The following is a 12415-nucleotide window of genomic DNA, read 5'->3' on the forward strand; positions in this document are numbered from 1 at the left end:
TCAGGGCTCAGGGCTTGTAGATCCGGCCCGGTTCGGCCTTCCCCGGTGCGAGGAGCTGGGGCACCGTCACGAAGACGTAGCCCTTCTCCTTGAGCGCGTCGATGATGCCGGGGACGGCCGGCACGGTGCCCTTGTAGAGGTCGTGCAGCAGGATGATGCTGTCCCGCCGGGTCTGGTCCACGGCCCGCTCGCGGATCAGCGCCGAGTCCGTGGTCGCGTAGTCCTTGCAGGTCACGTCCCACAGGACCTGCGCCAGGCCCTCCTCCTTCGCGAGGGCGCTCACGTGGTCGTTCGTGCGGCCCTGCGGCGGCCGCATCAGCGTGGGCCGCCGGCCGGTCAGCTGCTCGACGGCGTCGTCGGTGCGCCGCAGCTCGTCCCGGATCTCGTCGTCCCCGAGGTCCGTCAGGATCTTGTGGTCCCAGGTGTGACTGGCCAGTTCGTGGCCCTCGCGCGCCATGCGCCGCACCAGCTCCGGGTGTTTCGCGATGTGGTTCTTGCCGAGCAGGAAGAACGTCGCGGGGACCTTGCGCTCCTTCAGGATGTCCAGCAGGCGGGGGCTGTTCTCGCTCGGGCCCGCGTCGAAGGTGAGCGCCACGCACTTCGCGCGCCGGCAGTCGACGGTGCCGAAGTCCCGCGCGCGGTCGCCGAGATCGACCGCCCGCGCGTCACCGACGTCGACCGGGGCCGCCTTGCGGGCGGCGCTCGGCTTCGTCGTGTCGTACTGCGTGCAGCCACTCAGGGCGAGGGTCAGGGTGGAGGCGGTCAGCGCGAACGCGGCCGCGCGCAACCCCCTTCGTATCTTCGTCGTCTTCACGGGTGCGGCAGACATGCGCGCACTATACATAGTGTGTATACGCCGCGTGTATACCCGGGGTGCAGAGTGCCCTGAGCTGCTGTTCTTCCGGTGACCGAAAAGTGGCCCGCGGGCGGCGGGAAAGTGGTGCCCTCCGGCTGATTGACAGGCGCCGAAACACCCCGGATCGTGACAACCTGGGTGTGACACCTGACGGTTGGGGGACCGCTATGAGGTGGCCGGGGGACGCGTCCGACAGAGCAGAGGGTCAGGCCGGAGGGCCGGTGGGCGCTACGGGCTTCGGGCCTCCGCCTCCACCCCCACCCGACGCCTCGCCCCCGATGCCGCCCGGCACCCCGCCCGTGCCGCCGGGGCCACCGCCGTCCTGGGGGCCGCCGCCTCCGCCGTCCCCGCCTCCCGCGCCGCCCGGACCCGCCGAGCCGCTGCGCGCCGTGGCCGTGGCGCTGCTCAACCTCTGCGGCCTGGGCCTCGGTTACGTCCTGCTGCGCCGATGGCTGCCCGCCCTGGTCTGCCTCGCCGCGACGGTCGCGCTCGCCGTGGTCGCCCTGCCCGCCGACCCCGACGGCGTGCCCGCCTGGGCCCTCGCCGGCTACGGCGCGCTGCTGCTGCTCGCCGCCCTCGACGGGGCCCGCCGCGGACTGCGCTCCGGGCCCACGGCCCCCGCCGTCCGGCCCCTCCTCGCCGCCGCACTCGGCCTGGTGCTGCTCGCCGTCCCGGCCGGCGGCGCCTACGCGTACGACGGACTGCGCGACGACGCCGTCGAGGACATGCTGCTCGACCGGCTCGCCGCCACCGACGCCCTCGTCCAGGGCGCCGCGGGCCAGGACTTCGCCCGGTCCAGGAGCACCTACCTCACCGCCCTCGGCCGCTACCGCGACCTGACCGAGGACCACCCCGGATCCCGCGCCGCCCACCGCGTCCACGCCAGCCTCGACGCCTACTACAAGGCCGTCTCCGCGCCCTACCGCAAGAAGGACCGCTGCGCCGCGATCGCCCCGCTCGAACACCTGCGGGACGTTCCCGACACCATCGACCGCGACGTCCTCGGCGACCTCGCGACCTGGCCCGACCAGCCCCTCGCCACCTCCCTCCTCGACTGCGGCACCGGCAAGCTCGGCACCGCCGAGAGCGACAGCGAGGGCGGCGAACTCGGCCGACTCCTGCGCACGTTCCCCGACTCGGCGCAGGCCGACCGGGTCGAACCGGCCCTCCGCGCCGCCGTCGACCGGCGCGTCGGCGACCTGAGGGGCGCCGAGCCCTGCCGCGCCGCCGACCGACTGCGGCGCATCGGGGACACCGCGAAGGCCCTGCCCGCGCCCGTGCCCGGCCATCTGCGCGCCCGCGTCGCCGACGCCGTGCGCGACGGCACGTACGCGTGCGGCATCGACCAGTTCAAGGACAAGAAGTTCACCGAGGCGCGCAAGACGCTCACCGACTTCGCCGGCACCTACAAGAGCGACCGGCGCGGGGCGCGGGCCCGGCAGGTCGCCACCGCCGCCGAGATCGCCGAACTGCGCCCCGCGGCCGGCGACCGCCTGCCGCCCACCGGCACACCCGGCGGGGCCCGGATGGAACTCGTCATCAGCAACGACGGCCCCGACCCCGTCGAGATCCTCTACACCGGACCCGTCACCGGCCGGATCACCGTCGGCGCCTGCGGCTCCTGCTCGACGTACTCCAGCGAGGCCGCCGGACGCGGCAAGGCCTGCAAAGCGAGCGGCCGGGCGTACCCGAAGAAGACCCTGCGGCTGCCCGCCGGCACCTACCACTTCCTGCACAAGCCGGGCGGCGCGAGCACCACCGCGCGCGGCCGGGCCGCCGGCGGCCGCATCCAGCCCGGCTACACGTACACGCAGTGCAGTTACGTCGTGGCCGGGGGAGGCGGACTCGGGGCCGACCTGTGAGCGGGCCTCCGGCAGGCGGCCCCCGGGACGGGCGGGGTAGGATTTTCGGGCGGTGATCACGTCGGCCCACGCGGCCGGGCGCGCACCGTACGGCGGTGGGGCCCGCCGTACCCCACCGCGGCACAGGCGCCGCCGACGGCCCCTACTTGCGACCACGCACGCCCCGCCCGCACCGGGCGCGGGCGTCCGGCGAGTAGGAGACGCACCCGTGGAAGAGGCCCGCACGTCCATGACCGAGGAACCGGTCGATCCCGACGCCGCGCCGGCGCCCGCCGCCCGGCGGCCCGCGATCCTGCGCGGCCAGGGACCGGTGCTCGCGGCCGTGGCCGCCGGCGGCGCGATCGGCGCCTGCGCCCGCTACGGCGCCGCCCTGATCTGGCCCACCGCCCCCGGCGCCTTCCCGTGGACCACCCTCGTCGTCAATGTGATCGGCTGCGCCGTCATCGGCGTCTTCATGGTTCTGATCACCGACGTGTGGGCCGCCCACCGGCTCGTGCGCCCCTTCTTCGGCACCGGCGTCCTCGGCGGCTTCACCACCTTCTCCACCTACGCCGTCGACATCCGGCAGCTCACCGACGCCGGCGCGGCCCGCACCGCGCTCGGCTACCTGGCCCTCACCGCCGTCACCGCGCTCGCCGCGGTGTGGACGGCCGCCCACCTGACCCGCCGTGCCGTCGAACGGAGGACCCCACGATGACCGCACCGGAGCCCGCCCGCGCCGCCCGCCCGCTGAGCGGCCCCGCGCTGCGCGTGACCATCTTCGTCGGCGAGAACGACACCTGGCACCACAAGCCGCTCTACGCCGAGATCGTGCACCGCGCGCACAAGGCGGGCCTCGCCGGAGCCTCCGTGTTCCGCGGCATCGAGGGCTTCGGCGCCGGGTCACTCATCCACACCCACCGACTGCTCTCGCTCAGCGAGGACCTCCCCGTCGCGATCTTCATCGTGGACACGGAGGAGCGCGTCCGCGCGTTCCTGCCGCAGCTCGACGAGCTGGTCACCGAGGGGCTGGTGATCCTCGACGACTGCGAGGTCCACCGCTACGTGGGCCGCACCGGGGAGGACACGGCGTGAACTGGCTCCTCGTCATCGCGGGCGCCATGGTCGGCGCCCCGCTGCGCTACCTCACCGACCGCACCGTCCAGACCCGGCACGACTCCGTGTTCCCCTGGGGCACCTTCGCCGTGAACGTCGCGGGATCCCTGATCCTCGGCCTCGTCACCGGTGCGGTGGCCGCGGGCGCCGCGTCCTCCCAGGTCCAACTCCTCCTCGGCACCGGCCTGTGCGGCGCCCTCAGCACGTACTCCACCTTCTCCTACGAGACCCTGCGGCTCGCGGAGACGGGGGCGCGCTTCTACGCGGCGGTGAACGTGCTCGGAAGCATCGCGGGGGGTCTCGGCGCGGCCTTCCTGGGCGCGACGCTGGCGGAGGCCTTCTGGGGCTGACCGGGGGCATCGTGCCCGGCGAAGGGTGAAGGCCCCGCCCGCTCCGGTCGGAGCGGGCGGGGCCTTCGGCACGCCGTGGTCAGGGGCGTGTGGTGCTCAGGTGCTTCTCAGGTGCTGTGGACGCTCAGGGGCGGGCGCGGCGGTCCGTGCCGCGTCCGTCCCTCCCCCCTTCGCCTCTCAGCTCCTGCCGGCCACCGCTTCGCCGGCCGCCGGTACGGTCTCGGCGGTCGTGGCGGGCTCCCCGGCCTGCACCTCCGTCTCCGGCTGCGGCTTCTTCCTGCCGAGGTGGTTGAAGGCGATGTTGAGCAGCACCGCCGTGATGGCGCCCGCGCAGATGCCCGTACCGAGAATCGTCTGCGCCCAGTCCGGGAACGCGTGGTAGATGCCCGGCTGCACGACCTTGCCGTTCGCGACGATCTCGGGGGCCGCGAGCGGGATGAGGCCGACACCGAGGGAGACCGCGGCGATCACGATGTTGGCGCCCTCGTCGAGGTGGGCGCGGGACAGGGTGCGCACGCCGCTGATCGCGATGGTGCCGAACAGGACCAGGCCCGCGCCGCCGAGCACCGGCATCGGGACGAGCGAGACGACCGCGCCGAGCACCGGGAAGACGCCGAGGACGAGCAGGACGGCGCCCGCCGTGGCGACGACGAACCGGCTGCGCACCTTCGTGAGCGAGACGACGCCGATGTTCTGGGCGAACGCGCTGATGGCGAAGCCGCCGAAGAGCGAGCCGATCATCGTGCCGAGGCCGTCGACGCGCAGACCGCTGCTGATCGTGCGGCCGTCGACGGGACGGTCGCAGATCTCGCCGACGGCGAGCATGCCGGCCGCGCTCTCCGTCATCAGCACCAGCATCATGATGGTCATCGAGATGATCCCGGCGACCTGGAACTCCGGCATGCCGAAGTGGAACGGCGTCGGGATCGAGACCAGCGGCGCGGACTCGAACGTCTTCGTGTTCAGCATCCCGAACGGGATCGCGGCGAGCGTGCCGATCACCATGCCGAGGATCAGCGAGAGCTGCCGCAGGAACCCGGTGAACAGGCGCTGCATCGCCACGATGATGACGAGCGTGAACGCGGCGAGCGTCAGGTTGGACGTCGAGCCGAAGTTCTCGGCACCCGCGCCGCCCTGCGCCCAGCGCACCGGAACCGGCATCAGCGAGACGCCGATGAGCGTGATGACGACGCCGGTCACCAGGTGCGGGAAGAAGCGCATCAGCTTGCCGAAGAACGGGCCGATGACCAGACACACGGCACCGGCCACGAGCAGTGAGCCGAGCATCGTCTGGAGTTCGTGCCCCTCGGCCGTGTTCTGGCCGATCGCGAGGAGCGGCGCGATGCCGCCGGACGCGGCGGCGTTGACGAACGGCAGCCGGTTGCCGAGGACCTTGCCGACGCCGAGCGTCTGGGTGAGCGTGCAGAGACCGGCGATGAACAGGCTCACCGAGATGAGCAGCACCTGGTTGCCCGCGCTGAGACCGACCGTCGGGCCGATCACGAGAGGAGCGGCGACCACCCCGGAGTACATCGCGGCGATGTGCTGGAGCGCCGACGGAAGGAGCTTTCGTGCGGGGAGTTTCTCATCCACGGGGTGACAGGGAACGTCAGCCACTTGTGGGTTATTCATGGGGATGGCCCTTCGAACTCGTTGTCCTGCACGCCTCTAACCGGCCATCTTTGAGCCACCGCAGGAGCGGGGGACCGGCCGGGCGGGGGACAGGGGTGTCGGCCGATCGGGTCTTGTGCGCAGGTCGCGGCGCTGCTAGCGCGCGTGTGTCCGAAGTGCGGAGGGGTCTTGACCCCTCGCGGCCCGAGCGATTAGCGTCCGGGTGCCATCGGCCCGTGCGTGACGGAACGCGCACGGCGAACATGTGGCGGAACGAAGGGAGGCGACCGGCGGATGAACACCTGCTCCGATCTCGGTCGTCTCGCCCAGCGCACCGCCTGGGCGCCGGGCCGCATCGCGCACGGCTGCTGACCGCGCCCTTCCGGCCTGCCGGCCGTTTGGGGTGCCCGTCGCCGGCCCACCCCCTCACTCCTTCCGGGTCTCCCGTCTCCACCGCCTTTCGGCACGCCGTTCCCGCGTGCCCTCCCGCGCCCTTCCCCGACATCCGGCGCGCACACAGAAAGCTGCCTGGACCTTGGCGAACCACGTTCAACTCACGGTCAACGGGGCCGACATCCCGCTCGCACCGGCCCCGCCCCACACCACCGCCCTCGACCTGCTGCGCGAGCGCGGCCTCACCGGCACCAAGGAGGGCTGCGCGGAAGGCGAGTGCGGCGCCTGCTCCGTGCTCGTGGCCCGCCCCGGCACGGACCGGCCCACCGACTGGGTCGCCGTCAACGCCTGTCTGATCCCGGCCGCCGCGCTCGACGGCCAGGAGATCGTCACCGCGGAGGGCCTCGCCGCGGGCGCCGCCGACGGTGAACTCCACCCCGTGCAGGAGGAGATGGCGGTCCGCGGCGGCTCCCAGTGCGGATACTGCACCCCCGGGTTCGTGTGCAGCATGGCCGCCGAGTACTACCGGCCGGGCCGCTGCGAGCACCCCGCGGCGGACAGCGACGCCGAGCACGGCCCGAACGGCTTCGACCTGCACGCCCTGAGCGGCAACCTGTGCCGCTGCACCGGCTACCGGCCCATCCGCGACGCCGCGTTCGCCGTCGGCGCGCCCGGCGAGGACGACACCCTGGCCCGCCGCCGCGACGAGGCGCCGCCCGCGCCCGTCGCCACCGCCTACACGCAGGGCGAGCGGACCTTCGTACGGAAGGACACGCTCGCCGAGACGCTGCGGCTGCTGCGCGAGCGGCCCGACGCCACGGTCGTCGCGGGGTCCACCGACTGGGGCGTCGAGGTCAACATCCGCTCCCGCAGGGCCGATTGCGTGATCGCCGTCGACCGACTGCCCGAACTGCGGGAACTGCGCGCCGAGTCCGGCCACGTCGAGATCGGCGCCGCCCTCACCCTCAGCGAGATCGAGCGCGGACTCGACGGCTCCGTACCGCTCCTCGGCGACCTGTTCCCCCAGTTCGCGTCCCGCCTCATCCGCAACGGCGCCACCCTCGGCGGCAACCTCGGCACCGGCTCGCCCATCGGCGACAGCCCGCCCGCGCTGCTCGCCCTGGAGGCGTCGGTCGTGCTCGCCGACGCCGACGGCGAGCGCGTCGTGCCGCTCGCCGAGTACTTCACCGGCTACCGGCAGAGCGTGCGCCGCCCCGGCGAGCTGATCCGCGCCGTGCGCGTGCCGCTGCCGCTGTCGCCCGTCACCGCCTTCCACAAGATCGCCAAGCGGCGCTTCGACGACATCTCCAGCGTCGCCGTCGCCTTCGCGCTCGACGTCCGGGACGGCACCGTGCGCAAGGCACGCATCGGCCTGGGCGGGGTGGCCGCCACCCCGGTCCGCGCGCTCGCCACCGAGGCCGCCCTGGAGGGCGAGCCCTGGACCGAGGCGACCGTCGAGGCCGCCGCCCGTGTGCTGCGCGGCGAGGGCACCCCCATGAGCGACCACCGGGCCAGCGCCCTGTACCGCTCCGCGATGCTCGGCCAGAGCCTGAAGAAGCTGTACGCACAGACCACCGCGGAGGTGTCGGCATGAGCCAGTTGTCCGAGCGCCCGGAGCAGGCCGTCGTCGGCCTGTCGCTGCCGCACGAGAGCGCCGTCCAGCACGTCACCGGCACCGCCCTCTACACCGACGACCTCGTCGCCCGCACCAAGGACGTCCTGCACGCCCACCCCGTCCAGGTGATGCACGCCCACGGCCGGATCACCGCCCTGCGCACCGAGCCCGCGCTCGCCGTGCCCGGCGTGGTCCGCGTCCTGACCGGGGCCGACGTGCCCGGCGTCAACGACGCCGGCATGAAGCACGACGAGCCGGTCTTCCCCGACGAGGTCATGTTCCACGGCCACGCCGTCGCCTGGGTGCTCGGCGAGACCCTGGAAGCCGCCCGGCTCGGCGCCGAGGCCGTGGAGGTCGACCTCGACGAACTGCCCTCCGTGATCACGCTGGACGAGGCGATCGCCGCCGACAGCTTCCACGGCGCCCGGCCCGTCATGGAGACCGGCGACATCGACGCCGGATTCGCCGACTCCGCCCACGTGTTCAGCGGCGAGTTCCAGTTCTCCGACCAGGAACACTTCTACCTGGAGACGCACGCCGCGCTCGCGCAGATCGACGAGGCCGGCCAGGTCTTCGTACAGAGCAGCACCCAGCACCCCTCCGAGACCCAGGAGATCGTCGCGCACGTCCTCGGGCTCAGCAGCCACGAGGTGACCGTGCAGTGCCTGCGCATGGGCGGCGGCTTCGGCGGCAAGGAGATGCAGCCGCACGGCTTCGCCGCCGTCGCCGCGCTCGGCGCGAAGCTCACCGGCCGCCCCGTCCGGCTGCGCCTCACCCGCACCCAGGACCTGACCATGTCCGGCAAGCGGCACGGCTTCCACGCCCGCTGGCGCATCGGCTTCGACGCCGAGGGCCGCATCCAGGCCCTGGACGCCGCACTCACCGCCGACGGCGGATGGAGCCTCGACCTGTCCGAACCGGTCGTTGCCCGCGCCCTGTGCCACATCGACAACACGTACTGGATCCCCCACGCCCGCGTCACCGGCCGCATCGCCCGCACCCACAAGGTCTCCAACACCGCCTTCCGCGGCTTCGGCGGACCCCAGGGCATGCTCGTCATCGAGGACATCATGGGCCGGTGCGCGCCGCTGCTCGGCCTCGACCCGATGGAGCTGCGCGAGCGGAACTTCTACCGGCGCGGCCACACCACCCCGTACGGGCAGCCGCTCGCCCAGCCCGAACGCATCGGGGCCGTCTGGGACAAGGTGCGGGAGAACGCGGCCGTCGCCGAACGGCGGCGCGAGATCGAGGCGTTCAACGCCGCGCACCCGCACACCAAGCGGGCCCTCGCCGTCACCGGGATCAAGTTCGGCATCTCCTTCAACCTCACCGCCTTCAACCAGGGCGGCGCCCTCGTACTGATCTACAAGGACGGCTCCGTCCTGATCAACCACGGCGGCACCGAGATGGGCCAGGGCCTGCACACCAAGATGCTCCAGGTGGCCGCGACCACGCTCGGCATCCCCCTGCACAAGGTCCGGCTCGCCCCCACCCGCACCGACAAGGTGCCCAACACCTCGGCCACCGCCGCCAGCGCCGGCGCCGACCTCAACGGCGCCGCCGTCAAGAACGCCTGCGAGCAACTGCGCGAACGCCTCCGCCAGGTGGCCGGCACACAGCTCGGCGCGAGCGCCGCCGACGTCCGCATCGTCGAGGGCGTCGCCCGCGTCCTCGGCAGCGACCGTGAGCTCGCCTGGGACGACCTCGTGCGCACCGCGTACTTCCAGCGGGTGCAGCTGTCGGCCGCCGGCTTCTACCGCACCGAGGGCCTGCACTGGGACGCGAAGTCGTTCCACGGCTCGCCGTTCAAGTACTTCTCGCACGGCGCGGCCGCCGCCGAGGTGGAGGTCGACGGCTTCACCGGCGCGTACCGCGTACGGCGCGTGGACATCGTGCACGACGTCGGCGACAGCCTCTCCCCGATGATCGACATCGGGCAGGTCGAGGGCGGCTTCGTGCAGGGCGCGGGCTGGCTGACCCTGGAGGACCTGCGCTGGGACACCGGCGACGGACCGCACCGGGGCCGGCTCCAGACCCAGGCCGCCAGCACCTACAAGCTGCCCAGCTTCTCCGAGATGCCCGAGGAGTTCCACGTCGAGCTGCTGGAGAACGCGACCGAGGAGGGCGCCGTCTACGGCTCCAAGGCGGTCGGCGAACCCCCGCTCATGCTCGCGTTCTCGGTGCGCGAGGCGCTGCGCCAGGCGGCCGCCGCGTTCGGCACGCCGGGCACGGCGGTCGAACTGGCCTCGCCCGCCACGCCGGAGGCCGTGTTCTGGGCGATCGAGGCCGCCCGCGCGGGCGGCCCGCGAGAGGTCCGGGCCGAGGCGGAAGCGCCGGTCGGTGCCTGACATGGCCTGGGTCGCCGCGGTCGCGCGGCTGCGGGCACGCCGGGAGCCCGGCGTGCTCGTGACCGTCACGGCCGTGCGCGGCCACGCCCCGCGCGACGCCGGCGCCAAACTCGTCGTGGGCGCCGGCGCCACCTGGGGGTCGATCGGCGGCGGCAACGTCGAGGCCGTCTCCATCGACCGCGCCAGGGAGATGATCACCGGCGCCGCGACCGCGCCCGAACTGATCGACTTCGCCCTGAACGACAAGGTCACCAACCGGCACGGCGTCCAGTGCTGCGGCGGCACCGTCCAGGTCCTGCTCGAACCGCTGCCCGTGGTCCGGGCGGTGGCCGTCTTCGGCGTCGGTCACGTCGGCTTCGAACTGGCCCGGATCCTGGCCCGTCAGGACCTGGACCTCCACCTCGTCGACAGCCGCGCCGAGCTCCTCACCGAGGAACGGCTCGCCGTGCTGACCTCCGACGCGGTCGCCCAGGTCCACACCCACCACACACCGCTGCTGCCCGAGGAGGTCCTGGAGGGACTGCCGCAGGGCACACACGTCCTGATCATGACGCACGACCACGCCGAGGACGCCGCCCTGTGCGACGCCGCCCTGCGCACCGGCCATCTCGGCTCGATCGGCCTGATCGGCTCGGCCGCCAAGTGGACCCGCTTCCGCCGCCGCCTCGCCGACGAGGGCGGGCACGCCGACGAGGCCATCGCCCGGATCAAGACCCCGATCGGCCTGACCGAGATCACCGGCAAGGAACCGGCGACGATCGCGGTGAGCGTCGCCGCCGATCTGCTGCGCGCCTTCGAGGACGAGTAGGGGCCAGGGGGACGGGCCCTAGGGCGTGTGTCGAAAGTCCCGCCTGCCCCGCGGCGCCCGGCACGCACGCTCGCGGCGTTGCCGAAACGACCTAATAGCTCCGCTATGAGGACGCTCCGGCGCCTTGCGATCGCACGCACCGGACACCGCGGGGCCCGCCCTTCGGGCGGACGACGGGACTTTCGACACACGCCCTAGGAGCGGGTGGCGGTGCCGCACTCGCCGTCGTGCTGCTCGGAGACCACCGGCGCGCTACGGTCGTACGGGTCCGAGGTCGGCCCGTCCGACGCCTCGGTCTCGCCGAAGGTCGGGGTGAGGAAGCCGTTGTAGGTGCGGCAGCCCGCGTTCGTGGTGTGGACCATGTTGCTGTGCACGGAGAACGTGCCGTCCTTGGTGACGACCTTCTCCGGGTTCTGCCAGTCCATGACCACCTGGCGCCGCACGATGACCCGGGTGACCTCGTTCGGGTCGCCGGCCGTGGCCACGACCGGGTACACGTACGTCACGTCGCTGGTCACCCGCAGCGCGTGGTGCGGGCCCGGCCCCTCCTCGTACGAGAGCCGGCCGCGGACCTTGACGACGTCCCCGACCAGCGACGTCCTGTCGGGGTCGAAGCGGCTGAACAGCACCAGCGGGTTGTACTTCTCGCTGGGGGAGCGCAGGGCCGTCTCGATGAACTCCTGCTCCTTCGGCTGCTTCGGATTGATGTACGCGACGGCCTCGCTCGGGCGTTCGCCGCGCAGGACCTCTCGGTCGAGGCTGGAGGCGACGAGGAAGTCACGGCTGCGGTCCAGGGCCTTCGCGACTTGCGCCTCGTCCATCCAGGCCGTCGCGCGGGGCGCGGGGACCGTGATGCCGGCCGCGCCGTCGGCCCAGCGGGCGGCGGGCGAACCCCGGAACGGTTCGGCGCGTGTGCCGCGCAGGGTTCCGGCGGACGGGGGCGGGCCCGACGGGCGTGCCGTCTCCGCGCCGAGCGGGGTGGCGTCCGGTGCGCCGCCCGCGCCGAGCAGGTTCGTCACCCGGTCCGGGGCCAGGGCCCAGAGCAGGGCGGCGAGGGCGGCGAGGATTCCGGCCACGTACCAGCCGGTGCGGCTGCGGCTGCGGCTGCGGGGGTGGTCGGGGCGGTACGTCCGCCAGCCGTCGCCGTCGCTGTTTCGGAGGTTCTCCTCCTGGAGGCGGCGGGTGACCGTCCGGGCCCGCGCCGAGGGCTCCTTCGGCGCGTCGTGCACGCCCTCCTCGGACTCCCTGAGGAAGCGCTCCCATTCCTCGTCCGAAACGGACGAACCGCCCTTGTCCCCACCCGAGTTCACGCACTCCTCCTGATCTTCGGCGAGGCATGATGATCGCACGGGCGCTCTGGATGCGGGTCTCCGGAGCGGGCTCGATACTGGAACCGTCGCCCAGGACCAGGGCGGCGGACATGACAGGGGGCACGTCGGTGGGGGAATCCGAGTCCGAGTCGGGGAGGGACGGTGCG

The 12415-nt window shown here is 73.1% G+C and carries 10 protein-coding genes; 7 read left to right on the forward strand and 3 right to left on the reverse strand.

Annotated features, from left to right (window positions below; all coding sequences use genetic code 11):
* Nucleotides 1–7: 7 nt before the first annotated feature.
* On the reverse strand, nucleotides 8–829 hold the full coding sequence (locus ACZ4E1_RS09090; protein WP_467537276.1) for a polysaccharide deacetylase family protein: 822 nt from the start codon (nucleotides 827–829) through the stop codon (nucleotides 8–10).
* 416 nt (nucleotides 830–1245) lie between these two features.
* Here ACZ4E1_RS09090 and ACZ4E1_RS09095 point away from each other — a divergent pair, with 416 nt between their 5' ends.
* The 4 genes from ACZ4E1_RS09095 to crcB (ACZ4E1_RS09110) all read left to right on the forward strand — a co-directional run bounded on the left by ACZ4E1_RS09095 (nucleotide 1246) and on the right by crcB (ACZ4E1_RS09110) (nucleotide 4163).
* The gene (locus tag ACZ4E1_RS09095) at nucleotides 1246–2718 is read left to right on the forward strand and encodes a hypothetical protein (RefSeq protein ID WP_467537278.1); all 1473 of its coding nucleotides are present in this window, start codon (nucleotides 1246–1248) and stop codon (nucleotides 2716–2718) included.
* A 229-nt stretch (nucleotides 2719–2947) separates the two neighbouring features.
* Nucleotides 2948–3415: a fluoride efflux transporter CrcB gene (gene crcB / locus ACZ4E1_RS09100; protein ID WP_467537610.1), complete on the forward strand. Its 468-nt coding sequence runs from the start codon at nucleotides 2948–2950 to the stop codon at nucleotides 3413–3415.
* Nucleotides 3412–3792 carry a DUF190 domain-containing protein gene (locus tag ACZ4E1_RS09105; RefSeq protein ID WP_467537280.1) on the forward strand — a complete coding sequence of 127 codons (381 nt, stop codon included), beginning with the start codon at nucleotides 3412–3414 and terminating at the stop codon, nucleotides 3790–3792. Before crcB (ACZ4E1_RS09100) ends, ACZ4E1_RS09105 begins: the two co-directional genes overlap by 4 nt.
* Entirely contained in the window at nucleotides 3789–4163 is a 375-nt protein-coding gene (gene crcB, locus ACZ4E1_RS09110) for a fluoride efflux transporter CrcB (RefSeq protein WP_467537282.1), read from the forward strand. The genes ACZ4E1_RS09105 and crcB (ACZ4E1_RS09110) overlap by 4 nt, the downstream gene beginning before the upstream one ends.
* Nucleotides 4164–4340: 177 nt before the next feature.
* On the opposite strand, the gene ACZ4E1_RS09115 is transcribed toward crcB (ACZ4E1_RS09110), so the two are convergent.
* Nucleotides 4341–5795: a nucleobase:cation symporter-2 family protein gene (locus ACZ4E1_RS09115; RefSeq protein WP_467537284.1), complete on the reverse strand. Its 1455-nt coding sequence runs from the start codon at nucleotides 5793–5795 to the stop codon at nucleotides 4341–4343.
* 514 nt (nucleotides 5796–6309) lie between these two features.
* Between ACZ4E1_RS09115 and ACZ4E1_RS09120 the strand changes: the two genes are divergently transcribed.
* The 3 genes from ACZ4E1_RS09120 to xdhC are packed head-to-tail and all read left to right on the forward strand — an operon-like array spanning nucleotide 6310 to nucleotide 10938.
* Nucleotides 6310–7761: a xanthine dehydrogenase small subunit gene (locus ACZ4E1_RS09120; protein ID WP_467537285.1), complete on the forward strand. Its 1452-nt coding sequence runs from the start codon at nucleotides 6310–6312 to the stop codon at nucleotides 7759–7761.
* Complete coding sequence (xdhB, locus tag ACZ4E1_RS09125; RefSeq protein WP_467537287.1) at nucleotides 7758–10130, forward strand: xanthine dehydrogenase molybdopterin binding subunit; 2373 nt, start codon at nucleotides 7758–7760, stop codon at nucleotides 10128–10130. The genes ACZ4E1_RS09120 and xdhB overlap by 4 nt, the downstream gene beginning before the upstream one ends.
* A gap of 1 nt (nucleotide 10131) precedes the next feature.
* A complete protein-coding gene (xdhC, locus tag ACZ4E1_RS09130; RefSeq protein ID WP_467537289.1) occupies nucleotides 10132–10938 on the forward strand; it encodes a xanthine dehydrogenase accessory protein XdhC in 807 nt (268 codons plus the stop codon).
* 194 nt (nucleotides 10939–11132) lie between these two features.
* Here xdhC and ACZ4E1_RS09135 read toward each other — a convergent pair whose 3' ends face one another.
* Entirely contained in the window at nucleotides 11133–12248 is a 1116-nt protein-coding gene (locus ACZ4E1_RS09135) for a hypothetical protein (protein WP_467537291.1), read from the reverse strand.
* Nucleotides 12249–12415 lie beyond the last annotated feature (167 nt).

The sequence above is a fragment of the Streptomyces sp. NPDC025806 genome, assembly GCF_055558275.1.